The sequence below is a fragment of the Rhodococcus xishaensis genome (genome assembly GCF_004011825.1).
Classification (GTDB): domain Bacteria; phylum Actinomycetota; class Actinomycetes; order Mycobacteriales; family Mycobacteriaceae; genus Prescottella; species Prescottella xishaensis.
The window spans coordinates 418,497-444,164 of sequence record NZ_RKLO01000001.1; the positions used below are offsets into that span (position 1 = coordinate 418,497).

General features: G+C 66.6%; 25 protein-coding genes. 17 read left to right on the top strand and 8 right to left on the bottom strand.

Annotated features, from left to right (window positions below; all coding sequences use genetic code 11):
• The first annotated feature begins 10 nt into the window (after positions 1-10).
• Both leuD and EGT50_RS02070 read left to right on the top strand, forming a co-directional pair.
• A complete protein-coding gene (gene leuD / locus EGT50_RS02065) occupies positions 11-622 on the top strand; it encodes a 3-isopropylmalate dehydratase small subunit (RefSeq protein WP_127950929.1) in 612 nt (203 codons plus the stop codon).
• Positions 623-776: 154 nt separating this feature from the next.
• Positions 777-1,505, top strand: a complete 729-nt coding sequence (locus tag EGT50_RS02070) for an HU family DNA-binding protein (RefSeq protein ID WP_127950930.1) — start codon at positions 777-779, stop codon at positions 1,503-1,505.
• Between the two features lie 98 nt (positions 1,506-1,603).
• Here EGT50_RS02070 and EGT50_RS02075 read toward each other — a convergent pair whose 3' ends face one another.
• The 3 genes from EGT50_RS02075 to cofC all read right to left on the bottom strand — a co-directional run bounded on the left by EGT50_RS02075 (position 1,604) and on the right by cofC (position 5,659).
• On the bottom strand, positions 1,604-2,566 hold the full coding sequence (locus tag EGT50_RS02075; protein WP_127950931.1) for an NUDIX hydrolase: 963 nt from the start codon (positions 2,564-2,566) through the stop codon (positions 1,604-1,606).
• Between the two features lie 67 nt (positions 2,567-2,633).
• Positions 2,634-4,781: an RNA degradosome polyphosphate kinase gene (locus tag EGT50_RS02080; protein ID WP_235870561.1), complete on the bottom strand. Its 2,148-nt coding sequence runs from the start codon at positions 4,779-4,781 to the stop codon at positions 2,634-2,636.
• A 149-nt stretch (positions 4,782-4,930) separates the two neighbouring features.
• On the bottom strand, positions 4,931-5,659 hold the full coding sequence (gene cofC, locus EGT50_RS02085; RefSeq protein ID WP_127950933.1) for a 2-phospho-L-lactate guanylyltransferase: 729 nt from the start codon (positions 5,657-5,659) through the stop codon (positions 4,931-4,933).
• A gap of 176 nt (positions 5,660-5,835) precedes the next feature.
• Here cofC and EGT50_RS02090 point away from each other — a divergent pair, with 176 nt between their 5' ends.
• Both EGT50_RS02090 and EGT50_RS02095 read left to right on the top strand, forming a co-directional pair.
• Positions 5,836-6,834, top strand: coding sequence for an NAD(P)H-dependent glycerol-3-phosphate dehydrogenase (locus EGT50_RS02090; RefSeq protein ID WP_127950934.1), 999 nt, complete (start codon positions 5,836-5,838; stop codon positions 6,832-6,834).
• A gap of 81 nt (positions 6,835-6,915) precedes the next feature.
• Complete coding sequence (locus tag EGT50_RS02095; protein WP_127950935.1) at positions 6,916-8,022, top strand: D-alanine--D-alanine ligase family protein; 1,107 nt, start codon at positions 6,916-6,918, stop codon at positions 8,020-8,022.
• 19 nt (positions 8,023-8,041) lie between these two features.
• Here the strand turns inward: EGT50_RS02095 and EGT50_RS02100 are convergent, their stop codons facing one another.
• On the bottom strand, positions 8,042-8,647 hold the full coding sequence (locus EGT50_RS02100; protein ID WP_127950936.1) for a DUF3515 domain-containing protein: 606 nt from the start codon (positions 8,645-8,647) through the stop codon (positions 8,042-8,044).
• Position 8,648: 1 nt separating this feature from the next.
• On the bottom strand, positions 8,649-8,897 hold the full coding sequence (locus tag EGT50_RS02105) for an Lrp/AsnC ligand binding domain-containing protein (protein ID WP_127950937.1): 249 nt from the start codon (positions 8,895-8,897) through the stop codon (positions 8,649-8,651).
• 228 nt (positions 8,898-9,125) lie between these two features.
• On the opposite strand from EGT50_RS02105, the gene EGT50_RS02110 reads away from it, so the two are divergent.
• From EGT50_RS02110 to EGT50_RS02120, 3 genes are read left to right on the top strand one after another with little or no spacing between them, the layout of a single operon-like run.
• Positions 9,126-10,136 (top strand): thiamine-phosphate kinase, encoded by a 1,011-nt coding sequence (locus tag EGT50_RS02110; protein WP_127950938.1) that lies wholly within the window; start codon positions 9,126-9,128, stop codon positions 10,134-10,136.
• Positions 10,137-10,145: 9 nt separating this feature from the next.
• Positions 10,146-10,667, top strand: coding sequence for a gamma carbonic anhydrase family protein (locus EGT50_RS02115; protein WP_127950939.1), 522 nt, complete (start codon positions 10,146-10,148; stop codon positions 10,665-10,667).
• Positions 10,667-11,344 carry a uracil-DNA glycosylase gene (locus EGT50_RS02120; RefSeq protein WP_127950940.1) on the top strand — a complete coding sequence of 226 codons (678 nt, stop codon included), beginning with the start codon at positions 10,667-10,669 and terminating at the stop codon, positions 11,342-11,344. Before EGT50_RS02115 ends, EGT50_RS02120 begins: the two co-directional genes overlap by 1 nt.
• Positions 11,345-11,427: 83 nt before the next feature.
• Here the strand turns inward: EGT50_RS02120 and EGT50_RS02125 are convergent, their stop codons facing one another.
• Together EGT50_RS02125 and rpmB are read right to left on the bottom strand one after the other, a co-directional pair.
• Positions 11,428-12,222 (bottom strand): enoyl-CoA hydratase/isomerase family protein, encoded by a 795-nt coding sequence (locus tag EGT50_RS02125; protein ID WP_127950941.1) that lies wholly within the window; start codon positions 12,220-12,222, stop codon positions 11,428-11,430.
• Between the two features lie 155 nt (positions 12,223-12,377).
• Positions 12,378-12,569 carry a 50S ribosomal protein L28 gene (gene rpmB / locus EGT50_RS02130; protein ID WP_127914308.1) on the bottom strand — a complete coding sequence of 64 codons (192 nt, stop codon included), beginning with the start codon at positions 12,567-12,569 and terminating at the stop codon, positions 12,378-12,380.
• 326 nt (positions 12,570-12,895) lie between these two features.
• Here rpmB and EGT50_RS02135 point away from each other — a divergent pair, with 326 nt between their 5' ends.
• From EGT50_RS02135 to mutM, 10 genes are all read left to right on the top strand, one after another.
• Positions 12,896-14,617 (top strand): DAK2 domain-containing protein, encoded by a 1,722-nt coding sequence (locus tag EGT50_RS02135; RefSeq protein WP_235870513.1) that lies wholly within the window; start codon positions 12,896-12,898, stop codon positions 14,615-14,617.
• Positions 14,618-14,719: 102 nt separating this feature from the next.
• Positions 14,720-16,975, top strand: coding sequence for an ATP-dependent DNA helicase RecG (recG, locus tag EGT50_RS02140; RefSeq protein WP_127950943.1), 2,256 nt, complete (start codon positions 14,720-14,722; stop codon positions 16,973-16,975).
• A 160-nt stretch (positions 16,976-17,135) separates the two neighbouring features.
• Positions 17,136-20,543 carry a pyruvate carboxylase gene (locus EGT50_RS02145; protein WP_127950944.1) on the top strand — a complete coding sequence of 1,136 codons (3,408 nt, stop codon included), beginning with the start codon at positions 17,136-17,138 and terminating at the stop codon, positions 20,541-20,543.
• 42 nt (positions 20,544-20,585) lie between these two features.
• Positions 20,586-21,152, top strand: a complete 567-nt coding sequence (gene rsmD, locus EGT50_RS02150) for a 16S rRNA (guanine(966)-N(2))-methyltransferase RsmD (RefSeq protein WP_127950945.1) — start codon at positions 20,586-20,588, stop codon at positions 21,150-21,152.
• A complete protein-coding gene (coaD, locus tag EGT50_RS02155; protein ID WP_127950946.1) occupies positions 21,149-21,643 on the top strand; it encodes a pantetheine-phosphate adenylyltransferase in 495 nt (164 codons plus the stop codon). The genes rsmD and coaD overlap by 4 nt, the downstream gene beginning before the upstream one ends.
• A gap of 106 nt (positions 21,644-21,749) precedes the next feature.
• Entirely contained in the window at positions 21,750-22,505 is a 756-nt protein-coding gene (locus tag EGT50_RS02160) for a DivIVA domain-containing protein (RefSeq protein ID WP_127950947.1), read from the top strand.
• Between the two features lie 82 nt (positions 22,506-22,587).
• On the top strand, positions 22,588-23,205 hold the full coding sequence (locus tag EGT50_RS02165) for a YceD family protein (RefSeq protein ID WP_408014575.1): 618 nt from the start codon (positions 22,588-22,590) through the stop codon (positions 23,203-23,205).
• Between the two features lie 2 nt (positions 23,206-23,207).
• Positions 23,208-23,390 carry a 50S ribosomal protein L32 gene (gene rpmF, locus EGT50_RS02170; protein WP_127950948.1) on the top strand — a complete coding sequence of 61 codons (183 nt, stop codon included), beginning with the start codon at positions 23,208-23,210 and terminating at the stop codon, positions 23,388-23,390.
• Positions 23,391-23,406: 16 nt separating this feature from the next.
• Positions 23,407-24,189 carry a ribonuclease III gene (gene rnc, locus EGT50_RS02175; RefSeq protein WP_127950949.1) on the top strand — a complete coding sequence of 261 codons (783 nt, stop codon included), beginning with the start codon at positions 23,407-23,409 and terminating at the stop codon, positions 24,187-24,189.
• Between the two features lie 23 nt (positions 24,190-24,212).
• Positions 24,213-25,073 carry a bifunctional DNA-formamidopyrimidine glycosylase/DNA-(apurinic or apyrimidinic site) lyase gene (gene mutM, locus EGT50_RS02180; protein WP_127950950.1) on the top strand — a complete coding sequence of 287 codons (861 nt, stop codon included), beginning with the start codon at positions 24,213-24,215 and terminating at the stop codon, positions 25,071-25,073.
• Positions 25,074-25,119: 46 nt separating this feature from the next.
• Here mutM and EGT50_RS02185 read toward each other — a convergent pair whose 3' ends face one another.
• Positions 25,120-25,500, bottom strand: coding sequence for a MarR family winged helix-turn-helix transcriptional regulator (locus tag EGT50_RS02185; RefSeq protein ID WP_127950951.1), 381 nt, complete (start codon positions 25,498-25,500; stop codon positions 25,120-25,122).
• Between the last annotated feature and the right edge of the window lie 168 nt (positions 25,501-25,668).

Here is a 25,668-nt window from a genome sequence, read left to right on the forward strand (position 1 = left end):
GGAGAAAACTATGAAAGCCTTTACCACTCATAAGGGAATCGGTGTTCCGCTGCGTCGCTCGAACGTGGACACCGATCAGATCATCCCCGCTGTGTACTTGAAGCGAGTGACTCGCACCGGATTCGAGGACGGACTCTTCGCCGCGTGGCGTAGCGATCCCGAATTCATCCTGAACCTGGAACCGTACGACAAGGGCACCGTCCTCGTGGCCGGTCCGGACTTCGGCACCGGCTCGTCCCGGGAGCACGCCGTCTGGGCGTTGTCCGACTACGGCTTCCGAGTCGTAATTGCGTCCCGTTTCGCAGACATCTTCCGCGGCAACGCCGGCAAGGCTGGACTGCTGGCGGCGCAGGTCGACCAGAGCGATGTCGAGATGCTGTGGAAGCTCCTCGAGGAGCAGCCAGGCCTCAACCTCGTCGTCAATCTCGAGGACAAGACGGTGACCGCCGGAACGGTGGTGGTGCGCTTCGAGATTGACGACTACACCCGGTGGCGTCTGTTGGAGGGTCTCGACGATATCGGCCTCACGTTGCGCCAGGTAGACGCGATTTCTGAGTTCGAAAAGTCAAGGCCTTCATGGAAACCTGTGACGCTTCCGAGTTCGGTCGTGAACGACAATTGACACAAACCGACCGCTGACACGGCCCCCCATCTATCACAGATTGGGGGGCCGTTTTGGATGAGAATTGGCGTGCCACATAGACTCTTGCCGATTTCGGGTTTACCGTAGTTCCTAGTCGGTCCGACGGTGGACCATTAGTCTGCGGAGGAATTCCATGAACAAGGCAGAGCTCATCGATGTTCTGACCGAGAAACTTGGCACGGATCGACGCACCGCCACCGAGGCGGTCGAGCACGTCGTCGACACGATCGTGCGTGCCGTCTACGCCGGTCAGAGCGTGACCATCACGGGCTTCGGCGTTTTCGAGCAGCGCCGTCGCGCAGCCCGAGTCGCACGCAACCCGCGCACCGGCGAGACCGTCAAGGTCAAGCCGACGTCGGTTCCGGCTTTCCGTCCGGGGGCACAGTTCAAGGCCCTCATCGCCGGCGGCCAAAAGCTCCCTTCCGCCGGACCGGCCGTCAAGCGTGGTGCGGCAGAGCCTGTGAAGAAGGCGGCGGCGAAGAAGACAGCCGCGAAGAAGGCGGCGGCGAAGAAGGCGGCGGCCAAGAAGGCGGCGGCTAAGAAGACTGCCGCGAAGAAGGCGGCAGCCAAGGCTCCCGCGAAGAAGGTGGCGGCGAAGAAGACCGTCGCGAAGAAGACTGCGGCCAAGAAGACCGTCGCGAAGAAGACTGCGGCCAAGAAGACCGTCGCGAAGAAGACCGTCGCGAAGAAGACTGCGGCCAAGAAGACTGCGGCCAAGGCTCCCGCGAAGAAGGTGGCGGCGAAGAAGACCGTCGCGAAGAAGACCGCGGCCAAGAAGACTGCGGCCAAGGCTCCGGCCAGGGGTGGCGCCAGGAAGACCGCAGCTAAGAAGGCTCCGGCGAAGCGCGGCTCCCGCAGGTAGAACTGCAGCGCTTCGGTGTCACGGAACCTGAATACTCCGTAATCAACTCGGCGGCCACGGGATTTCTCCCGCGGCCGCCGAGTCGCCGTTGCGTCGGATCAGTTCGAGTTGCGAAGGATCGGGAGTGGGCTGTCGATGTGGTCGGCCGCCATGAGCCGTCCGCCGGAGAGGGACAGAACCCAGGTACTTGCCTTCCGATTTCGTGCTGGCGGCAGGGGGACCCCGTCGCGATCGGCCCACCACCGCGTCAGATCCGGGATGACACCGCCTTGGCTGCAGATCACCTGGACACCCCCCATCGCCGCGATCTTGCGCACGCGGGCCCGTGCCCCCGCCGGGTCGGCCGCGTATCCCTCCTCGGACAGGAGCGGCTCGATCCGGATCGGAACCGCGAGCTTCTCGGCGAGCGGCTCGACGGTCTCGATGCACCGTCTACGGTCCGCCGACCAGATCTCGGTCGCCCCGAAAGCCTGCAACTGTGCGACAAGGGCTTCCGCCTGGACCTTCCCCTTGGCATCGAGGGGGCGCACGACGTCGTCCCCTGTGTACTTCTGGCTGTTTCCGGCCTTGCCGTGCCGGACGAGTAGTACGGTGGTCGTGTCCGGCGGCAGCTGCGCGAACCGTCGGAGAATCGTGCGGTCCATCGGATACGAGAGGTGCTCGGCGACTCGATGGGGCTCGAGCCAGCGCATCTCGTCGACTTCGTCGTTGGGTTCGAACTCACCCGAGACCGCCTCGGCGGCCCAGTATTCGACGCGCTTGAGCTTGCGATGCCCAGGTATCGGATAGGTCACACCCGACAGATGCCGACCCAATCGCGCAGTGATTCCCGTTTCCTCGCGGATCTCGCGCACGGCAGCGGCGATCGCGGTTTCGCCGGGATCGATTTTGCCCTTCGGAAATGACCAGTCGTCGTAGCGTTGCCGGTGAATCAGACCGACTTCGATCTCGTAGGGATTCGAGGAGGACTTTCGCCACAGAACTGCGCCCGCCGCGAAAATGTTTGCTTTGACTGGTTTGCCGCTCGTCGATTTGTCGGCGCGCGGATTCTCGGGCTTCAAAAGGCTTCGTTCCTTCCATCGGCCACAGTGCTGTGGTCCTCGGCAGCCCGCGTCGGGCGAGTGGCGGTCATGCGTTGGCCCTACGGCGGCGCATCATCTCCTCCTGGTGTTCGCGGACCTCCTCGCCGCCGGCGGGCGACTCCTGCCAGCTGCCGTCCGCCTGCAGCACCCAGCACCGAGTGGTCGGATCGAGTGCGGATTCGAAGATCTCGTCGAGTTGGAGGGTGAGCCGGGGATCCTTGACCTGTGCCATCACTTCGACCCGCCGATCGAGGTTGCGGTGCATCATGTCCGCACTTCCGATCCAGAATTCGTTTGCGCCTCTGAAGTGGAGGATCCGGGAGTGTTCGAGGAACCGGCCGAGGATCGAACGGACCTCGATGTTCTCGCTCAGCCCCGGAACGCCCGGCTTGAGCGCGCAGATGCCTCGCACGACGACCCGGACAGGGACACCTGCGAGAGATGCTCGGTAGAGCGCGTCGATCACCTGTTCGTCGACGAGTGCGTTGGCCTTGAGTCGAATTCCGGCCTCGCGACCGGCGTTCTTGTGCTCGATCTCTGCCTCGATCCGCCTGATCATTCCGGTGCGAATGCCGTATGGCGCGACGAGTAGGTTGCGGTACTGCGACTTCCGCGAGTATCCGGTGAGCGAGTTGAACAGGTCCGTCAGGTCGGCGCCGATCTCCGGTGCAGCCGTCAGCAGACCGACGTCCTCGTACAGCCGAGCGGTCTTGGGGTTGTAGTTGCCGGTCCCGATGTGGCAGTAGCGCCGGATCGCGGAGCCTTCCCGGCGCACCACGAGGCAAGTCTTGCAATGCGTCTTGAGTCCGACGAGTCCGTAGACGACGTGGACGCCGGCTTGCTCGAGCTTGCGTGCCCACTTGATGTTCGCCTGCTCGTCGAATCTGGCCTTGATCTCGACGAGCGCTACTACCTGTTTGCCGGCCTCCGCGGCAGCGATCAACGCATTGACGATTGGTGAGTCGCCCGAGGTCCGGTAGAGGGTCTGCTTGATCGCGAGCACCTGTGGGTCTGCTGCGGCCTGTTCGATGAACCGCTGGACGCTCGTCGAGAACGAGTCGTACGGGTGCTGGACCAGGACGTCACCGTCGCGCAACGTCGAGAACACACTCTTGGGTGTCTCGCGCTCGCCGAATGCGGGGTGGGTCGCGGGAACGAACGGCGCGTCCTTGAGGCTGGGCCGGTCGACGCCGTACACCTGCCACAGGGACGAAAGATCGAGTAGCCCAGGAACTTGGATCACGTCACCCGGATCGACGTCGAGTTCCCGCAGCAGCAGGTCGAGCATGTGCTCGGTCATGTCGTCGGCCACCTCGAGTCGGACCGGGGACCCGAACCGGCGTCGGGCCAATTCACGCTCGAGTGCCTGCAGGAGGTCCTCGTCCCGGTCCTCCTCGACCTCGAAGTCGGCGTTCCGGGTGACTCGGAAGGCGTGGTGCTCGACGATTTCCATGCCAGGAAAAAGCACGTCGAGGTGCGCCGCGATGAGATCCTCGGTTGGCAGGAACGCGGCGATGGCGCCGCGGGCGTCCCCCGTGCGCTTGACTCGAACGAAGCGATCGACGTTGTCCGGGACCTTCACTCGCGCGAAGTGCTCGCCGCCGGTGGTCGCGTCCTTGACCGTCACTGCGAGGTTCAAGCTCAGGCCACTGATGTACGGGAACGGGTGCGCTGGGTCGACGGCGAGCGGCGTCAGGACGGGGAAAACCTGCTCATGGAAGTAATCCGACAGTCGGCGACGTTCGTCCGCGTCGAGATCGGACCAACTGATGATCGAGATGCCCTCCTTGGCGAGCGCTGGCCGGACCGAATCGAGGAAGACCCGGGCATGCTGTTCGGCAGTCTCCTGGGTGCGGGCGCCGATCAGTGCCAATTGCTCACGCGGCGAGAGTCCATCGGCGGATCGGACGGACAGTCCGGTTTCGTCGCGGCGTTTGAGACCCGCGACGCGCACCATGTAGAACTCGTCGAGGTTGGAGGCGAAGATCGCAAGGAATTTCGCCCGCTCGAGAAGCGGGATGGAGCTGTCCTCGGCCAACACGAGGACTCGCGAGTTGAAGTCGAGCCAACTCAGTTCGCGGTTGAGATAGCGGTCGGACGGCAGCCCGCCATTGACGGCCCCATTCGGGGTCGCGGTCGGAGGTGCCGTGGGAAGGCCGGGTGTGTGCCCGCCGTCGCGCCCGCCGACCGGAATCTTGCGGGCGGCGCCGGAGCCGTCCCCGCGCGATCGGTCAGTAGTTGTGCGTCGCTCGAGCGCATTCTCGTTGCTCACCCTTCGATCCTCCCTCGAGAATCGCGGCCACGACAGTCGATCGTGAGCAGTTCACGGCAACCGTGGGCAGTTCACGGTGAGAACGAGCGCCCGAGATCGGGCGTACACGCGATACGGTCGAGAACCGCCGCGGTCGCTGGTCCGAGCCCGAGTCGGGCGGCGGCTTCGAGATCGGCGACGGTGTCCACGTCCTGCCGCAGACCCGGCCAGTCGCCTTCGAGTGCTCGGGCGCCGGACGCGATGTGGCGGGCGGCCGAATCCGAGCCGAACCGGGGGTCGAGCGAGCCCCCGATTCCGCACGCGAACAGTGCTGCAGTCCCGGTGCCGGCATGGTCCACGACGATTGCGCGACCGACGCGGCGGGCTGCCGCGAGAGCATCGAGCAGCTCGCCGGCACGTAGCGCAGGCAGATCGGCTTGCAGCGCCACGAGATCGGTTGCGTCGGGGTCCGAGGTGAGTCCCGCCTCGGCAGCGACGAGCGCGGCATTGAGACCGGACTCCTCGGTATGCGTCCGGGCCGGATCCGGATCCGGATCCGGCCAGTGCCTTACGCCGTGCGCTTCCGCGATCGCGGCCACTGCCGGATCGGGTGTGACGACCGTGATGCCAGAGAACGGATCGTCGGCGATTCCCGCTCCCACGAGGGTGTCCAGTGTGTCGTGCAGCATCGCGGCGACGAGGTCGGTGCGGTCGTCCGAAGACAGGGACTCGGCGAGCCGTGACTTCGCGACCCGAAGTTCCTTGACGGCAACCAGCACATGAACGTGCACCGCTGGTTCCGATCGGTACCGCGCCTGCATGCGCGCAATCTTGCCAGCAGCAGCGGCTACCTGCGACCGGCGCCCCTCGTGCCCCGGCGGGATATCGTGTTCTCGAACAGTCCAAAAGCTCGAGGAAGTCCACGACGAAGGCCGGTCGGCGGCGAAACGGTGTGGGCAGTGAATGACGCGAGCGGTGAGCGGATCGGAGGGGCGGTGTGACCAAGGCAGCGGTGCTGGGCGGGGGTTCGTGGGGGACCACGTTCGCGAAGGTGCTCGCGGACGCGGGGACGGACGTCACGTTGTGGACGCGGCGAAGCGAGGTGGCCGACGCGATCGTCGCGCGTCACGAGAACCCTGATTATCTGCCCGGGATCACGCTCCCGGCGGCACTGTCCGCCACGACCGACCACGAGAAGGCACTCGACGGGGCCGACATCGTCGTGCTCGCCGTGCCGTCACAGTCGTTGCGCGGCAACCTCGAGCGCTGGGCCGGGGCGATCGGTGCGGACGCGACACTGTTGAGCCTCGCGAAAGGTATCGAGAGCGGCACCCTGCTGCGGATGAGTGAGGTCATCTCCCAAGTGGCCGCAGTCGACCCGTCCCGGGTCGCAGTACTGTCGGGACCTAATCTCGCACGCGAAATCGCGCTGGAACAGCCCACCGCGACCGTCGTGGCGTGCACCGATGAGGCACGTGCGATGGCCATCCAGAAGTCTTGTGCAACAGGCTATTTCCGCCCCTACACAAACACCGATGTGATCGGTTGCGAGATCGGCGGTGTGTGTAAGAACGTCATCGCGCTGGCGTGTGGCATGGCGTCCGGAATCGGACTGGGCGAGAACACGATCGCGACCCTCATCACACGGGGCCTCGCCGAGACCATCCGGCTCGGCGTCGCGCTGGGCGGCAGTGCGCCGACCCTGGCGGGCCTCGCCGGCGTCGGCGATCTGGTCGCGACGTGCAACTCGCCGCTGTCACGCAACAGGTCGTTCGGTGAGCGGCTGGGGCTCGGCGGGTCGCTCGAGAGCGCACAGGCCGCGACGAACGGGCAAGTCGCCGAGGGCGTCAAGTCCTGTACCTCGGTGCGGGCTCTCGCGGCGGCTCACGGGGTCGAGATGCCGTTGACCGAGGCCGTCCACCAGGTGTGCCATGAGGGGTTGGCGGTCCGTGACGCGGTCGGCATGTTGCTCGGCCGACGGGTCAAGCCGGAGTGAGCCCGAAAATTAGGGCGCCGCGACTGTCCGGGTATTCGATCGGTTCGGTCCGGCGGTGACCACGACGGTACGGTTTGGGGCGTGACCAATCCGCGTACCAGGGTCGCTGTCCTCTTCGGCGGCCGCAGCAACGAGCATTCGGTGTCCTGCGTGTCCGCCGGCAGCGTCCTGAGGAACCTCGACCCGGACCGCTACGAGGTGGTACCGATCGGGATCACAACGGACGGGACATGGGTGTTGGCGTCGACCGATCCGGCGGCCTTTGCCATGAGGGACCGCTCGATGCCGGTTGTCGACGCGAACGGTACGGCCGTGGCGATCACCGCGGACCCGAGCCGTGCAGGTGCACTGGTAGTGCTCGACGAGGCGCGAGCGGGCCAGGTACTCGGTTCGATTGACGTAGTGTTCCCGGTTCTGCATGGTGCGTACGGAGAGGATGGCACGATCCAGGGCCTGCTCGAGTTGGCGGGCGTCTCGTACGTTGGTCCCGGTGTGCTGGCGAGCGCCGCGGGTATCGACAAGGAGTTCACCAAGAAGCTCCTCGCCGCCGAGGGACTCCCGGTTGGCTTTCAGGTGGTTTTGCGTCCAGGCACCCCGACGCTCACACGGGATCAGATGGATCGACTCGGTCTGCCAGTGTTCGTCAAGCCCGCGCGTGGTGGCTCGTCGATCGGCATCACGCGTGTCGCGGACTGGGCGCACCTCGACGAGGCGATCGCTCTCGCTCGCAAACACGACCCCAAGGTGATCGTCGAGTCAGCCATCGTCGGACGTGAGGTCGAATGCGGTGTCCTCGAGTTCCCCGACGGCGATGTGCGAGCAAGCGTGGTGGCAGAGATCCGCATGCCGAACGCCGACGGCAACGAGTCCGCGTTCTACGACTTCGACACCAAGTACCTCGACGACGTCTGTGAGTTCGACGTCCCAGCCAAGCTCGACGACGCCGTCAGCGAGCAGATCCGCGAACTTGCGGTTCGCGCGTTCCGCGCGCTCGACTGCCAGGGTTTGGCACGGGTCGACTTCTTCATCACCGCGGACGGTCCTGTGATCAACGAGATCAACACGATGCCGGGGTTCACCTCGATCTCGATGTTCCCCAGAATGTGGCAGGCCGCGGGAATCGAGTACGCGGATCTGGTCTCGACGCTAATCGAAACTGCGCTGGCACGCGGGACCGGACTCAGCTAGCGCGACCTCGGGTTGGGAGTCAGGGGAAGGGGATCGGCGCAGGGTCGATCGGCTGCGCCGGCAGCGCGTTCGCCACCGCGGCGGAAGCGTCCTGCAATGGCGTCGGGCCCGATCCGCCCGGAACGGTGAGCGCAACGTACACGCCGCGGTCCACGGCGTACCACGTGCTCGCGTCCATGCCCTGTGCGGCGCCGGAGATTTCGAACCACTGCACGCCGTCGACGATGCTCAGTGGCGACGCCTGGTTGAACTCTGGCGGCCGAGGCAGGCCGCATCGCATCACGATCGGTTCGCCTTCGGTCTGCTGCCAGGCTGCGGCCGCCACGGGCGCCGGATCCCGAAGTTCCGCGCGTTCGTAGTTGCCGAGGTTCTCGGGCAGGTCTGCCATCAATGTGGTGCATTCGCTTGACTCGGCGGCTGGGGCCTCGACGGGACCGAGGCCCACTGGCTGCTGGGCCGGGTTCCGGCTGGCGATCGAGGCGGCAACGATCACACCGATGACAAGGGCCACGGGCAGCGCGACCGCGGTCGCGATCAGCGCGGGGTGACGCCTCTCTGTCGGGTGGTCGTCGTTCTGTTCGGCCGGGGGATTCTGTTCGGCCGGGGGATTGTGGGGTTCGGACATCTCAGTTCTCGGTCGGTGCGGCTGGCGCCGCGATCTGGCAGGTCAGGATGCGGGTGATGCCCTGAACCTTCTTCATGTCGTCGACGACGCCGGACAGCCCCGACTCGGCAGTTGCACCCACCCGGGCGATCACGTCGTACGGTCCTAGCACGTCCTCGGCGGAGTCGACGCCGTCTATTCGGGCAAGCGTGGCCGCGACCGTGGCGGCCCTGCCGACCTCTGTCTGGATCAGTACGAAAGCCTGCACCACCGGTCCATCCCTTCCCGACGAAATGCGCCGTCATCTCGGTAGAGTCTCGAGGGACCATCGGGACACCCCCGAGACTCCTGCCGGCGTTCCGCACCAGGCGGCCGGCCGCAAACTAAAAGGTACCGCAGTCGTCGCACGGCACCTGTTGCCTGGCACGGCCGACTCGAGTGGTGGGCGTGAACGACTTGCGGCAGAGACACTCGCCGCACAGACACTGGGAGGACGACCATCGACACCTCGCGACCGCAGCAGGGCCATAGCGAGCGTACCGTTGCGCAAGTGGGCGAGTTCGCCGTGATCGAGCAGGTCGTGGCACGACGTAGTCAGCCGACGACGACACTTGTCGGGCCGGGCGACGACGCGGCGCTGGTGCAGGCCACGGACGGACGGGTCGCGGTGTCGGCGGACATGCTCGTCGAGGGTCGACATTTTCGGCTGGACTGGTCCACGCCCGAGCAGGTCGGGCGAAAAGCCGTGGCACAGAACGGTGCGGACATAGCGGCGATGGGGGCCCGTCCGACGGCCTTCCTGGTCTCGTTGGGTTGCCCGCCCGAAACACCGGTGTCCGTGGCGGCCGGCATCTCCGAGGGCATCGGACTCGCCGCGGAGGCGCTCGGCGCGGGTGTCGTCGGGGGAGACCTGGTGCAGTCGGACCACATCGTGGTGTCGGTGACGGTGCTCGGCGACCTCGAGGGACGGGCACCGGTACTCCGGTCGGGGGCGCGTGTCGGCGACGTCGTCGCGGTCGCCGGTCAGCTCGGCCACTCCGCCGCTGGGCTGGCGTTGCTGTCGGCCGGAATCGGAGTCGAGGACACGCCCGATACTTCGATCTCGGCGCTGATCGACTCGCACCGGGTGCCGACGCCACCGTATGACGCCGGCGTCGACGCGGCCCGATCGGGCGTGCGGGCCATGACCGACATCTCCGACGGTCTCGTCGCGGACCTGGGGCACGTCGCGGATGCTTCCGGTGTGCAGATGCGGATCGACCGAGGACTGATCGGACTCGATCCCGCCCTCGCCGATGCAGCCGAGCGGGTCGGAGGCGATCCGTGGGAATGGATCCTGACGGGGGGTGAGGACCACGCCCTCGCGGCCACGTTCGCCTCCGTCGCGGATCTCCCGGCGGGATGGACGGTGGTAGGGGACGTCGCTTCTGGCGATGACAGTGCGGCCGTAATCGTCGACGGACGCCCCTGGACGGCGTCCGGGGGCTGGCAGAGCTTCGGCGCGGGATAGGTTGCTGGGATGGCTATCTACGCACTCGGTGATCGCGAACCCAACATCGCGCCGGACGTCTACGTCCACCCGGACGCCGTCGTCATCGGCGCCGTTACCCTCGAGGCCGGCGTCTCGATCTGGCCGCATGCGGTGCTGCGCGGCGACTACGGCACCATCAGGGTCGGCGCGAGCACCAACATCCAGGACGGCACCATCATTCACTGCACGGCGACCGACGCCACGAACATCGGTGCCGGATGTGTCGTCGGCCACAATGCCCACGTCGAGGGCGCCACGATCGGCGACAACTGCCTCATCGCGTCCGGAGCGGTCGTGCTCAACGGGTCTGTCGTCGGTGAGGGATCGGTTGTCGGTGCGGGAGCTGTGGTCCCGTTCAAGTTCGAGGTGCCGCGACGCAGCATGGCGCTCGGCGTGCCGGCGAAGGTCCGTGAGGGGTTCGAGGTTCCGGAGGGCCATCTCGACCTCAACGTCAAGCTGTACCAGGCGAACGCCGCCTACTACCGTGACTCGCTGCGCAGGCTCGCTTGATGGCGGCCAAACCCCTCGTCGACCTGATCGATCCCGGCTGGGCCAAGGCGCTTGCGCCCGTCGAGGCCGGGATCACCGCGATGGGTGACTTCCTGCGCGCAGAGATCGCGGCCGGGCGCCGCTACCTGCCGGCCGGAAAGAACGTGCTGCGGGCCTTCACACGTCCATTCGACGATGTCAGGGTGTTGATCGTCGGACAGGACCCGTATCCAACACCCGGCCACGCTGTAGGACTGAGCTTCTCGGTGGCACCCGACGTCCGCCCCGTCCCGCGAAGCCTGGACAACATCTTCACCGAGTACGCCCAGGACCTCGGATACCCGACACCATCCAACGGAGATCTGACACCGTGGACCGAGAACGGGGTGCTGCTGCTCAACAGGGTGCTCACCGTTGCGCCGGGCGAGGCCGGTTCGCATCGGCGCAAGGGTTGGGAAGCCGTGACGGAGCAGGCGATTCGTGCCCTCGTCGCGCGGGGGACACCGATGGTGGCGATCTTGTGGGGACGCGATGCCGGCACGCTGAAACCGATGTTGGGGGACGTCCCGACGATCGAATCGGCTCACCCGTCGCCGTTGTCGGCGTCGCGTGGCTTCTTCGGGTCGCGGCCTTTCAGTCGAGCCAACGCGCTGCTCACGGAACTCGGTGCCCAGCCGGTTGACTGGCGTCTTCCCTGATACGTGCCGCGACCTGGGGAGCGGGATGACGCAGCGGCTGTGGCCCGTCGCTGCCGGCCTCTGACCAGCAGCGACGGGCACGCTCAGGAACTGCGGGTCGAGGAGAAATCGGGCCGGCGCTTTTCGACGAACGCGTCCACTCCCTCACGACCGGTGGGGCTGTCCGCGGCGGCGGAGATGGACGCAGCCTCGGCGTCGAGTTGCTCCGACAGCGAGTTGGTGCGGCTGCTCCTGGACAGCTTCTTGATGCCCGCGTAGGACGCGGTCGGGCCGGCGGCGAGTGAGCGCGCGACGCGCAGGGCCTCGTCCTGGATCTGATCGTCCTCGACGAGGCGGCTGAGCAGTCCGAGTTTCACGGCGTCGTCGCCGCTCAGGATGGCGTCGGTCAGGAGGATCTCGCGGGCTCGGGAGGCTCCGACTATGCGGGGCAGGGTCCAGGACATGCCACCGTCCGGGGTGAACCCGATCGTTGGGTAGGCGGGGCGCAGCTTGGTGGACGTGCCGCCGATCGCGATGTCGGCCAGGCACACAATGCTCATGCCGGCGCCGGCGGCCCATCCGTTTACGGCTGCGACCACCGGAACTGGCGTGTCGTCGAGCGCGCGGACGAACTCATGGAAAGCTCCTGCGATCTCACCGACGTATTCGCCGCGGCGCTCGGCCGCGGCGAACGCCCGAACGTTCCCGCCGGCGCAGAAGTTCGCGCCGTCACCGACGAGGAGTACCGCTCCGATGGCGGAACCCGCTTCGCGTAGTACGGCAGTGGCCTGGGTGATCTCGTCGACGTCGAGCGCGGTTGCGTTGGCGGCGGTGGCTACGACCACGCGCAGTACGCCGTCCTCGATCCGGAGATTGCTGGGTGCATCTGTTGCAGTCACGTGGAGCACAGTATCCGCCCGACCCGACCCGGGTCCCCTCCCACCTCACGACACGGCGGGTTCTCGACCGTGCGCACGGGACCGTCCCCGAAGACGACTGAACCCCGACACCATCGGTGTCGGGGTTCAGTTGAGAACTATCCGCGTAGGCTGAATCAGCCGCGGACGACCTTGCCGGCCTTCAGGCAAGAGGTGCAGACGTTCAGCTTCTTGGTGTTGCCGGGGGCAACCTGAGCGCGAACGGTCTGGATGTTCGGGTTCCAGCGACGATTGGTACGCCGGTGCGAGTGCGAGACCGACTTACCGAAGCCGGGGCCCTTGGCGCAAACGTCGCAGACGGCAGCCATAGTCGCGAACTCCTCGTGATAGTCAAACAGTGTTTTGGGCGGCCTTCGAACACGCGCAACCAGCTGCTCGTGCGAGGCAACCCGATAAGGTTAACCGCTGCCGCCTCGAATGGCCAAATCAGGCCACATCACCGGTCTCCTCACGTAGAGGACACCTCGAACCTCCCTGAAGACTCGATCGACCGACTTCGATCGACCGACTCGATCGAGTGTGCCCTCCCAGACATGTCGCGGGACCAATGGGGTGTCTGCGGTCCCCGCTAGGCTTGCCGATTGAGAGCGTCCCCTCGGGGCGCTGGTTCAGTGGTCGCGCGGGGTCGGCGGTCGTGCGAGTCGGCGCGGGAGAGGACAGGCGGGTGCTCGAGGTCGCGGAGACGGTGGATGGCCTTGCGCTGCGTCGGTGGGCTCGCGTGTGCATCGCCGGTCTCGAGAACCATTGCGACGAGATCAACTACCTCAATGTCTTTCCCGTCCCCGACGCCGACACGGGGACGAACCTTCTGGCGACCATGCGGTCCGCGGTGGGTGCGGTGGAATCCGTCGGTGAAGGTGACGGTGCGGCGGCCGTCGCCAAGGCGCTCGCGCGAGGCGCGGTCTCGGGTGCCCGGGGGAACTCCGGGGCAATCCTGTCCCAGGTGCTGCGCGGGTTCGCTCGCGGAATCGTGGAATCAGCGACGCCCGATCTCCTCGGCGGTGCGGGTCTGCGGTCGGCGTTGAGATACGCGACAGACCTGGCCCTCGCCGCCGTGAGCGTGCCGATGGCCGGGACGATCGTGACTGTCCTGGAGTCCGCTGCGCGCGCGGTCGACGCGGCTGAACCGAACGCGTCGCTCACCGAGCTGGTGCGGACGGCGGCTGACACCGCCGCCGAGGCGCTGTCGCGGACACCCACCCAGCTGGACGTCCTCGGAGCAGCCGGGGTGGTCGATGCCGGTGGACTTGGGCTGGTGGTGATCCTCGACGCCCTGGTAGAGACCGTCACCGGTTACGCACCCGAACGCGCACCACTGTCGACACGCCCTGGGGAAGGTGGAACGGAGGCCGGTAACAGGTGCTCGGCTCCTCACCTTGTTCACGAGGTTTCCGGCCAGGACTACGAGGTGATGTACCTCGTTGCCGCCGACGACGGAAGCATCGAGACACTACGGGCACGACTCGGTGAACTCGGCGACTCGGTCGTCATCGTCAGTGACGGCGGTGTCGAAGACGATGGCGACAGTGCCAGTGATGACGGCGGCGGCGCCGCGGCCGGAGTCACGTGGTCGGTGCACGTGCACTGTGCCGACGCGGGCGCGGCCATCGAGGCCGGGCTCGCTGCCGGACGGTTGTCCGACGTGCGGATCACGTGCTTCGTGCTGGACGCGTCGCGGTCGGCGGCGGTGTCCGGGCACGCCCCACGTGCCGTTCTGGCGGTGGTGGAAGGGGAGGGGTCGGTCGAGCTGTTCGCGCAGGAGGGTGCGCAGGTGCTGCGCTCCTACGGCGCGATCACCCCGACCCAGCTTCTCGCCGCCATCCGGGGCACCGGCCTGCGTGAGGTGATGGTGCTACCCAACGGCGCCCTGCCGGCTCAGGACCTCGTTGCGGTCGGTGCTCAGGCCCGAGGCGACGACCGGGAAGTCGTGTTCCTACCGAGTTCGTCGACGGTGCAGGCCCTCGCGGCGATCGCCGTGCACGACCCGGACCGGATCGGCGTCGACGACGCATTCGCGATGTCCGAGGCCGCGGCGGCGACCCGCTGGGGATCGCTGCGGATCGCCGGCGAGCGGGCGCTGACCTACGTCGGTACCTGCGAACCCGGGGACGGCCTCGGACTCGTCGGTCACGAGGTCGTGGTGATCGACCCGGATGTCGTGGCGGCGGGCTGCCGTCTCGTGGAACTAGTCCTGGGTGCGGGCGGCGAGCTAGTGACGATCCTGCTGGGCGCGAAGGCGACGGACGACCTCGGAGAGCGGGTGGCCGCGTACATCACCTCTCGCCACCCGGGCGTCGAAGCGGTGGTCTACCGGGGCGGCCAGAGTCGCGACCTGTTGCAGTTCGGGGTGGAGTAGAAGGCGGGCGGATGGCGGTGACGATGCGTAGAGGCAGGATGGGTAGATGCATGGGGGGTAGCGGGCGAGTGGTCGAACCGCGGCCGGTCAGGGGAGTCCGACGTGGCGACGCTGACTGATCGACTCGACCACTTGTTGGGGGCAAAGACGGCGGACGCGCTGGTCGACGCCTTCGACATCCACACGGTCGAGGACCTGCTGCGGCACTATCCCCACCGCTACGCGGCACAGGGGCGGGAGCTGACCGAGAAGGATCCCGAAGAGGGCTCCCACATCACGATCATCGCGAGGGTCGTCAAGGCCGACGTCGTGAACATGAAAAGCCGGCGCGGGCAGATGCTCAAGGTGGTGCTCGCGGCCGAATCGCAGAGCGTAGACGCCACGTTCTTCAACCCGCACAAGGTCAAGCACGCGGTCCGCAAGGGTGCCAGGGCCATGTTCTCCGGAACCGTCAAGTACTTCCGCGGCAAGTGGAGTCTGACCCACCCGAGCTATCTGATTCTGCCGGAGCCGGCGGAGGGCGAGGATCAAGTCGTCTCGCTGGCGCACGTGCGGGGCGCGGGAGAACTCGCCGGCATGGCCCGGGCCACGCAACAGTCTGGTTCCGGCGTGGACATGTCGATCTTCAATCGGGAACTGATTCCGCTCTACCCGGCGACGCGGGAGATCGAGAGCTGGACCCTGCTGCGATGCGTCCGGCAGGTCCTCGACCAACTCGACGAGATCGAGGACCCGTTGCCGTGCACAGTGCGAGATGAGCACGGCTTCGTCGGCCTCTACGAGGCGCTGCGCATGGTTCATCTGCCTGACACCCGCGACGACGTCGCCCGGGCGCACGAGCGGCTGCGCTTCGACGAGGCCGCTGCGTTGCAGTTGGTCTTGGCCAGGCGTCGCCGAGACGTCGCCGCTCGCACGGCTCCCCAGTGCCCGCCGAAACCCGATGGGTTGGCCGCCGAGTTCGACCGCCGGCTGCCCTTCGAGCTGACCGAGGGGCAGAAGCAGGTCGCGCGGGAGATCTCGAGCGACCTGGCCGAAGCCCACCCGATGAACCGGCTACTGCAGGGTGAGGTCGGATCCGGAAAGACCGTCGTGGCACTGCGGGCGATGCTTCAGGCGGTGGATGCCGGCTATCAGTGCGCGATGCTCGCGCCGACGGAAGTACTTGCGGCGCAGCATGCCCATTCGTTGCGGGAGATGTTGGGGCCACTCGGCATCGCGGGCGAGCTCGGCGCCCACGAGGTCGCGACGAAGGTGACCCTGTTGACGGGGTCGATGCCGGCGGCGGCCAGGAAGGCCGCCATGCTCGACATCGTGTCCGGTGACGCCGGCATCGTCATCGGTACGCACGCGCTCATCCAGGACGAGGTGGCGTTCTTCAACCTCGGGTTCGTCGTGGTCGACGAGCAGCACCGGTTCGGTGTCGAGCAACGTGACGAGCTGCGTTCGCGGGGACGTGACGGCCTGAGTCCGCACGTGCTCGTCATGACGGCGACCCCGATTCCGCGCACGATCGCAATGACGGTGCTCGGCGATCTGGAGACGTCGGCCCTGCGGCAGCTACCCCAGGGCCGCGCCCCGATCGTGAGCAACGTCGTCGCGGCTCGGCAGAGGCCGCAGTGGGTCGAACGGGCCTGGGAGCGGATCCGGGAGGAGGTCGCCGACGGTCGGCAGGCATACGTGGTGTGTTCGCGGATCGGTGACGGCGAGAACGAGGCGGATCTGCGCGGCGCCGGCAAGGAGCCGCCCGAGACGACATCGGCCGTGGACTTGTTCGACCAGTTGCGGTCTGGGCCAATGCGGGACCTGCGACTGGGGCTGCTGCACGGACGGCTGCCGGCTGACGAGAAGGACGCGGTCATGCGTGACTTCAAGGCCGGCACGATCGACGTACTGGTGTGCACCACCGTCGTCGAGGTCGGCGTCGACGTACCGAACGCCACTGTGATGGTGCTCGTCGACGCTGATCGGTTCGGGGTGAGCCAGCTCCACCAGCTTCGCGGTCGTGTGGGCCGCGGCAGCCATCACGGCCTGTGCATTCTCATCACCGACATGAATCCTGGTTCGCCGGCGTTCGAACGGCTCACCGCAGTCGCCGGCACCAACGACGGCTTCGAGCTCGCACAACTGGATCTGCGACAGCGGCGGGAAGGCGATGTCCTCGGGTCGGCGCAGTCGGGTACCGCAACGACGCTACGGCTGCTGTCGTTGCTCGAACACGAGGACGTCATCGAGGCAGCTCGTGAGTTCGCGCGCGACGTCACCGAGGCCGACCCGGACCTGACCGAGCATCCCGGGCTCGCGGCTCTGGTGGCCTCAGCGCTCGATGCCGAACGCATCAAGTTCCTGGGGAGGTCGTAGCGTCAAACGGGCCGATGAGAGTCTGCCCGTCGATTCTTCCCCGGTTTGCAAATGTGGCAATTTCACACGTCAGCGTAGCTGTTTGTGAAGTTTGCAAAGTGTCTGTTTCGCGTCAGGGGCGGTACCGCACGGCGGCCCGCGACACGGTACTTTTCTTGCCATGTTCACCAAAGTCCTCGTCGCCAACCGCGGCGAAATTGCGATCCGTGCCTTCCGGGCGGCCTATGAACTGGGTGCTGGAACGGTGGCGGTGTTCCCGTACGAAGACCGCAATTCGGTGCACCGGTTGAAGGCCGACGAGTCGTATCAGATCGGCGAGGTCGGACACCCGGTCCGCGCGTATCTGTCGGTGGAGGAGATCGTCTCGGCGGCCGAGCGTGCGGGCGCAGACGCGATCTATCCCGGCTACGGCTTCCTGTCGGAGAACCCGGACCTCGCGGCGGCGTGCGAGGAGAAGGGGATCACGTTCGTCGGTCCGTCGGCCGAGGTGCTCGAGTTGACCGGGAACAAGGCGCGGGCGATCGCGGCGGCAAAGGCGGCGGGGTTGCCGGTGTTGGCTTCGTCGGAGCCGTCGTCGGACGTGAATGCGCTGCTCGCGGCGGCGGAGGACATGGAGTTCCCCGTGTTCGTCAAGGCAGTCGCCGGTGGCGGTGGTCGTGGCATGCGCCGGGTCGCGGAGTGGTCGGGGTTGCGGGAAGCGATCGAGGCGGCCTCGCGGGAGGCCGAGTCGGCGTTCGGTGATCCGACGGTGTTCCTCGAGCAGGCGGTGGTCGATCCGCGGCACATCGAGGTGCAGATCCTCGCCGACGGTGAGGGCAACGTGATCCACCTGTTCGAGCGGGACTGTTCGGTGCAGCGTCGGCACCAGAAGGTGATCGAGTTGGCGCCGGCTCCGAACCTGGATCCGGAGCTGCGGGATCGGATCTGCGCGGACGCGGTCGCCTTCGCCAGGCAGATCGGCTACCGATGCGCGGGCACGGTCGAGTTCCTCCTCGATACCCGCGGCAACCACGTGTTCATCGAGATGAATCCGCGGATCCAGGTCGAGCACACGGTGACCGAGGAGGTCACCGATGTGGACCTGGTCCACGCTCAGCTGCGGATCGCCTCGGGTGAGACCCTCACGGACCTGGGCCTGTCCCAGGATTCGGTCACGATCCGCGGTGCGGCGTTGCAGTGCCGGATCACGACCGAGGACCCGGCGAACGGGTTCCGGCCGGACACGGGCCGCATCACCGGGTACCGCACCCCGGGCGGCGGCGGTGTGCGCCTCGACGGTGGCGCGAATCTTGGCGCCGAGGTCGGCGCCCACTTCGACTCGATGCTCGTCAAGCTGACCTGCCGCGGACGGGATTTCGCGGCCGCCGTCGCGCGTGCCCGTCGCGCGGTGACCGAGTTCCGCATCCGGGGTGTCGCGACGAACATCCCTTTCCTGCAAGCAGTTCTCGACGATTCCGATTTCCGTGCCGGACGCGTGACGACCTCGTTCATCGAGGAGCGTCCCGAGTTGCTGACGCTGCGTAGTTCCGCCGACCGTGGCACGAAGATCCTCAACTACCTCGCGGACGTGACCGTCAACAAGCCGCACGGTGAGCGGCCGACGGCGGTGTACCCGCACGACAAGTTGCCCAGTATCGACCTCGATGCGGCCCCGCCGGACGGAACACGTCAGAAGCTGCTTGCGCTCGGACCCGAGGGGTTCGCGAAGGCGCTGCGCGAGCAGAAGGCGCTCGCAGTCACCGACACCACATTCCGAGACGCCCACCAGTCGTTGCTCGCGACCCGGGTACGGACGTCCGGTCTGCTCGGCGTTGCCGGCCACGTCGCCAGGATGACGCCGGAGTTGTTGTCGATCGAGGCGTGGGGTGGGGCGACCTACGACGTCGCTCTACGGTTCCTGCACGAGGATCCCTGGTATCGCCTGGCCGCGCTGCGGGAGGCCGTGCCGAACATCTGCCTGCAGATGCTGTTGCGTGGACGCAACACCGTCGGCTACACCCCCTACCCGGAGAAAGTCACCCGCGCCTTCGTCGAGGAGGCCGCGGCGACGGGCATCGACATCTTCCGCATCTTCGATGCCCTCAACAACGTCGACCAGATGCGCCCCGCGATCGAGGCCGTCCGCGAGACCGGCACCACCGTCGCCGAGGTCGCCCTCTCCTACACCGGCGACCTGGCCAACCCGAACGAGAACCTCTACACGCTCGACTACTACCTACGTCTGGCCGAGGAGATTGTCGAGGCCGGCGCCCATGTGCTGGCGATCAAGGACATGGCAGGGCTGCTGCGTGCCCCCGCCGCCGCCAAGCTCGTGTCGGCACTGCGCAGCAACTTCGACCTGCCGGTGCACGTGCACACCCACGACACTCCCGGCGGTCAACTCGCGACCTACCTTGCGGCCTGGCAGGCCGGCGCCGATGCCGTCGATGGTGCCGCCGCACCGCTGGCCGGCACGACCAGCCAGCCCGCCCTCTCGGCGATCGTCGCGGCAGCCGCGCACGGCGAGCACGACACCGGCATCGACCTGAACGCAGTGTGCGACCTCGAACCGTACTGGGAGGCGCTCCGGAAGGTGTACGCGCCGTTCGAGTCCGGCATCCCAGCACCCACCGGGCGGGTCTACACCCACGAGATCCCCGGAGGCCAGCTGTCGAACCTACGTCAGCAGGCAATCGCCCTCGGTCTCGCCGACCGCTTCGAGGAAGTCGAGGCCAAGTACGCCGCCGCAGACCGCATGCTCGGCCGCCTGGTCAAGGTCACCCCGTCGTCCAAGGTCGTCGGCGACCTCGCACTTCATCTGGTCGGTTCCGACGTCCCGGTCGACGACTTCGCCTCCGACCCGGCCAAGTTCGACATCCCCGACTCCGTCGTCGGGTTCCTTCGAGGCGAACTCGGCACCCCGGCCGGCGGATGGCCCGAGCCCTTCCGTGCCAAGGCGCTCGAGGGCCGCGGTCCCGCCAAGCCGGAGACCCCGCTCACGCCCGATGATCGCAAGGGCCTGTCGGGTTCGTCGAAGGACCGCCGGGCCACCCTGAACCGTCTGCTGTTCCCCGGTCCCGCAAAGGAATTCGAGGAACACCGCGAGAAGTACGGCGACACGTCGCAGCTGTCGGCCAACCAGTTCTTCTATGGCCTGCGTCGCGGCGAGGAGCATCGCGTAAGGCTGGGCAAGGGTGTCGAGCTGCTCATCGGACTCGAGGCGATCTCCGAACCCGACGAACGCGGCTACCGCACCGTCATGTGCATCCTCAACGGCCAACTGCGCCCGGTGTCGGTGCGTGACCGGTCCATCGCGAGCGAGGTGCCTGCGGCGGAGAAGGCCGACAAGGACAACCCCGGGCACATTCCGGCGCCGTTCGCAGGCGTCGTCAGCCTCGTCGTCACCGAGGGACAGCAGGTTTCGGCCGGCGACACCGTCGCGACGATCGAGGCCATGAAGATGGAGGCGGCCATCACAGCGCCGCGCAGCGGTATCGTCACGCGCGTCGCCATCGGTGGCGCCTCGCAGGTGGAGGGCGGCGATCTCCTCGCGGTCGTATCGACCAGGGAGACCGCCGGCAGCGAATGACCCGGCAACGAATGATGGGGAGCGACTGGACAGGAAGGCAGCGTGACGAGAATCGTCGCCGGTCGAGCCGGGGGTAGGCGCTTGAAGGTGCCCGCCAGCGGGACCCGCCCGACGCCCGAACGGGTCCGAGAGGCCCTGTTCAGTTCGCTCGACAGCCGAATCGACCTCGAGGGCGCCGCAGTGCTCGACCTGTACGCAGGCTCGGGCGCCCTCGGGCTCGAGGCGCTCTCTCGCGGTGCCGAGTACGTCCTGCTCGTCGAGTCGGACGTCAAGGCCGCCGCGGTCATCAGGCAGAACATGACGGCAGTCGGCCTGTCCGGCGCGGTCGTGCGTACCGCTCCGGTCGCGGCCGTCGTGGGTTCGGTCGCCGAGCGCGAGTTCGACGTCGTGCTGGCCGATCCGCCTTACGCGATCACCGGAGAAGACGTGACCGCGGCGCTGGGCACGCTAGTCGCGAACGGCTGGGTGGGGGAGGGCTCGATCGTCGTGGTGGAACGGTCGTCGCGCTCGGCCGAGACGAGGTGGCCTGACGGGCTGCAACCGGAGCGGGTCAAGCGCTACGGCGAGACGAGGATCGAGATCGCTACCTGCTACGGTCTGAAATCATGACTGGCGCCGTCTGCCCTGGATCCTTCGACCCCGTGACCAACGGCCATCTGGACGTGATCGGACGCGCTTCCGCGCTGTTCGATGAAGTTGTCGTGACCGTAATGGTCAACAAGAACAAGAGTGGTCTGTTCACCGTCGACGAGCGCATCGAGATGCTCGAGGACGCCACCGGCCACCTGGGCAACGTGCGCGTCGCCGCGTGGCACGGACTTCTCGTGGATTACGCGAAGTCTCAAGGAATCAACGCCATCGTCAAGGGACTACGTGGCGCCAACGACTTCGACTACGAACTGCAGATGGCGCAGATGAACCAGAAACTGTCGGGAGTCGATACCCTCTTCATCCCGACAAACCCCACGTACAGCTTCCTGTCCAGTTCGTTGGTCAAGGAGGTAGCGACGTTCGGAGGCGACGTCGCGGACATGGTGCCTGAGAAGGTCCATACCCGGCTGACCGCTCGGCTCGCCGAGAGAGCCGCCGAGAAGTCCTGAGAGTCCTCCGAACCGACACACCGGCCGCCGCGGCGGCCAGGCCGCGGCGACTGGGGCAGACTTAAGTTCCAGCACGAGCAATGGCAACTGACGATTGGGGTTGTGCGTGTACCGGGTATTCGAGGCACTCGACGAGCTTGTCGCGATCGTCGAGGAGGCGCGTGGGGTTCCGATGACAGCGGGGTGCGTCGTACCGCGGGGCGACGTCCTCGAGCTTCTCGACGACGTACGGGATGCGATCCCGGGCGAGCTCGACGACGCGCAGGACGTGCTCGACCATCGCGACAAGCTGGTCGGGGATGCGCGTCAGAACGCGGAGCAGACCGTTTCGACCGCGAATGCGGAAGCACACGAGACGATCACCGATGCGCGTGAGAACGCCGACCGGATCCTCGCGGACGCCAAGGATCAGGCCGACCGAATGGTTGCCGAGGCGCGCTCGCATGCGGAGCAGCTGGTTCTCGAAGCTCGTGAGGAGGCGGACTCGACCGTTGCGGAGGGGCAGCGGGAGTACGACTCGCTGACCTCCCGTGCTCGGGCCGAGTCGGACCGCATGATCGAGTCGGGCAAGGCATCATACGAGCGGGCGGTAGGGGACGGCATCGCAGAGCAGGAGCGGCTCGTTTCGCAGACAGAGGTTGTCCAGGCCGCGCATGCAGAGTCGGCGCGAGTCATCGACGCCGCGCACGCAGAATCGGACCGCCTGCGCTCCGAGTGCGACCTGTACGTCGACACCAAGCTTGCGGAGTTCGAAGACTTCCTCAGCGGCACAATCCGGTCGGTGGGCCGGGGACGTCAGCAGCTGCGGACGGGAACCGGGGTGCCGGACTACGACGCCGGCTACGGCGGTCGCCACCGCTAGGAATTCCATTTTCGTCTTGGTACCGGGATCGCGTATCGTGGTGTGGTTGCCCGTTCCACGTTCTTCCTGAAAGAGAATTCCGGTGTCTTCCCATCGTCACCGCTCCTCGCGCCCGACTCGCGACGAGGGCTTCGTGCTCGACACGCTTTCGCTGGGCCGCGGCCCCGGTTCGATGCGCACGGTGTCGCGTGCGGTTCCGGCGCCTTCTCGTGTGGGTCTCGACCTCATCGGGATCGAGAAGGGGACGGACGTGGAATTCGACCTGCGGCTCGAGGCTGTGTCCGAGGGCGTCCTCGTGACCGGTTCCGTTCGAGCGGACGTGGTGGGCGCGTGCTCGCGCTGCCTCGAACCGTTCGACGACTCGGTGGACCTACACCTCACCGAGCTGTTCGCGTACCCGGACAGCGCGACCGAGGAGACCACCGAAGAGGGTGAGATCTACCGGATCGTGGACGACGAGATCGACCTCGAGCCGGTGATCGTCGATGCGGTCGGGCTGGAGCTTCCACTCCAGCCCCTGTGCAGCGACGACTGTGAGGGATTGTGCCCCGAATGTGGCGTTCGCCTGGCGATTGCGGAATCCGGGCACGGTCATGAGACAATGGACCCTCGCTGGGCTGGGCTCGCAGCCAAATTCGGTGCAGGGTCCGACGCCAGCAACGCAACTGCTGATACCAGCAAGAACAACGAGGAGAAGTAGACGTGGCCGTCCCCAAGCGCAGAATGTCGCGGTCGAACACGAGGTCGCGGCGGAGCCAGTGGAAGACCACTGCGCCCACCCTCATCACCTGCCCGAACCGTGGCTGCGGCGAGAAGACGCTGCCTCACACCGCGTGCCCGTCGTGCGGCACCTATAGGGGCCGTCAGGTTACCGCTGCGGTCTAGTCTGCTCAGTGGCGCTGTGACCAGCAAAAAAAGCAATACGGCACCTGTCGGCGGCGAGGGGGATCATGGATCGCTCCTCGCCGCTCTCGGTGCAACACTCGACGAGTCGCTCCTGACGCTCGCGCTCACTCACCGCTCCTACGCGTACGAGCACGGAGGATTGCCGACCAACGAACGGCTCGAATTCCTCGGTGACTCGGTCCTCGGCCTGACCATCACCGAGCGCTTGTACCTATCGCACCCCGAGAAGTCCGAGGGCGAGCTTGCGAAGATCCGTGCCAGCATCGTGAACATGCACGCGCTCGCGGAGGTCGCCCGTGGCCTGGGCCCGGGCGGGCTCGGCGCACATCTGCTGTTGGGCAAGGGTGAGGAGATGACCGGCGGACGCGACAAGCCGAGCATCCTCGCCGACGGCATGGAGTCGCTGCTCGGGGCGGTCCATCTGCAGCACGGCATCGACGCCGCGCGCAAGGTGGTGCTCGAGTTGTTCGCCGATCTGCTCACTCGCGCTCCGAAGCTCGGTGCCGGTCTCGACTGGAAGACCAGCCTCCAGGAACTCACCGCCGAGCGTGGCATCGGGGTTCCGGTGTACGAGATCAGCGCAACTGGCCCCGACCACGACAAGGAGTTCACTGCGACCGTCCTCGTCGGTGGTGGGGCGCTGGGTGTGGGCGTGGGCCGCTCCAAGAAGGAGGCCGAACAGAAGGCCGCCAGCACGGCATGGAGCGCGTTGTCGGAGTCGGCTCCCCGATCGTCCTACGCCGCAGCCGAGGTCGACGAGCCCGCTGTCGAGCAGTAGTTCGACGGCAAAGCGAGTCGGACGTGCCTGAACTCCCCGAGGTCGAGGTCGTCCGACGTGGCCTCGGCGCGCACGTCGTGGGCCACGCGATCGACTGGGTCGAGATTCTGCATCCCAGGGCTGTCCGTCGGCACCTGCCCGGATCGGTCGACATGGTCCGGCGGCTCGAGGGCCAGACCATCGCGTCGGCCGAGCGTCGCGGCAAGTACATATGGCTCGTCCTTGAGCCCAGTAGGACAGCGCTCGTCGTCCACCTGGGAATGAGCGGTCAGATGCTCGTCCAGGAGCCCACGGTCGCCGACGAGAAGCACCTCCGCATCCGGGCCCGACTCGACTCGGGGATCGATCTGCGTTTCGTCGACCAGCGCACGTTCGGGGGTTGGGCGCTCGCGGATCTCTTAACCGTCGACGGCACTCTGGTCCCCGATGCGGTCGCACACATCGCCCGGGATCCCCTCGATCCACTCTTCGATCCCGACATGCTCGTGAAAGCGTTGCGCCGCAAACAGACCGAGATCAAGCGCGCCCTTCTCGACCAAACCTTGATATCGGGCGTGGGCAACATCTACGCCGACGAAGCGTTGTGGCGCTCCGAGATTCACGGCAATCGGCTCACGGCCAAGCTGAGCGGACCACGGCTTCGTCGATTGCTCAATGCCGCAGGGGATGTCATGCGAGAGGCACTCGCGGAGGGCGGAACGTCGTTCGATGCCTTGTACGTCAACGTCAATGGACAGTCCGGCTACTTCGACCGTTCGTTGGCGGTGTACGGCCAGGAGAACCTGCCATGCCGGCGTTGCGGGGCGCCGATCCGGCGCGAGAAGTTCATGAACCGTTCGTCGTACAGCTGCCCCAGGTGTCAGCCCAGGCCTCGGTTCGGCTGACGCGCGATGCGAGGTTCAACGTTTCAGGAATTGCCCGTCTGACGGATCAGGTTGCGTCCGTTAGCCGTTCTGCGAGAACTTCGACCTGAATCTTCTTGGCGCTGGTGTGCACCTTCCGTCCGGCGTCGGTGACTTCGACGAAGACGCCGCGTCGGTCGGCCTTGCAGAGGGCACGGACGACGAGCCCGGCCTTCTCGAGCCGCGCTACGCTGCGGGACAGCGCGCTCGGGCTGAGGTACATCTCGGCGGCGAGTTCGTTCATGCGCGGGTGCTCGCAGGTGGCGTCCATGAGTCGGTCGAGGGTCTCGAAGTCACTCATGCTGAGGCCGTGGGCATTTTGCATCTCACGGTCCAGTTGACAGGCGATCTCGTTGTACTTGCTCGCGAGCAGCCGCCACGTGCCACGCAAGTCCACGTCCGAGCTCATGACCGGCATGGTAGTCAGCGTGCGAAACTGATGCAAGCGAATTAATTGCAGACGCAATAAGTGCTTGCGCAGTGATTGCGCATGCATCTAAGTTGTCCCTCGTGACTCTCAACAACACCTCCCCGGAGCTCGCCACCTCGTCGGGCACCTCCGCTCCGGCGACCGATC

Bases quoted from the DNA above. Each gene is read 5' to 3' on its own strand.
- rpmB (WP_127914308.1), bottom strand. From the start codon at position 12,569: ATGGCTGCCGTCTGCGACGTTTGCGCCAAGGGCCCCGGCTTCGGTAAG.
- EGT50_RS02185 (WP_127950951.1), bottom strand. From the start codon at position 25,500: ATGAGCTCGGACGTGGACTTGCGTGGCACGTGGCGGCTGCTCGCGAGC.
- cofC (WP_127950933.1), bottom strand. From the start codon at position 5,659: ATGCAGGCGCGGTACCGATCGGAACCAGCGGTGCACGTTCATGTGCTG.
- EGT50_RS02070 (WP_127950930.1), top strand. From the start codon at position 777: ATGAACAAGGCAGAGCTCATCGATGTTCTGACCGAGAAACTTGGCACG.
- EGT50_RS02100 (WP_127950936.1), bottom strand. From the start codon at position 8,647: ATGTCCGAACCCCACAATCCCCCGGCCGAACAGAATCCCCCGGCCGAA.
- leuD (WP_127950929.1), top strand. From the start codon at position 11: ATGAAAGCCTTTACCACTCATAAGGGAATCGGTGTTCCGCTGCGTCGC.
- EGT50_RS02120 (WP_127950940.1), top strand. From the start codon at position 10,667: ATGGCGGCCAAACCCCTCGTCGACCTGATCGATCCCGGCTGGGCCAAG.
- coaD (WP_127950946.1), top strand. From the start codon at position 21,149: ATGACTGGCGCCGTCTGCCCTGGATCCTTCGACCCCGTGACCAACGGC.
- EGT50_RS02145 (WP_127950944.1), top strand. From the start codon at position 17,136: ATGTTCACCAAAGTCCTCGTCGCCAACCGCGGCGAAATTGCGATCCGT.
- EGT50_RS02115 (WP_127950939.1), top strand. From the start codon at position 10,146: ATGGCTATCTACGCACTCGGTGATCGCGAACCCAACATCGCGCCGGAC.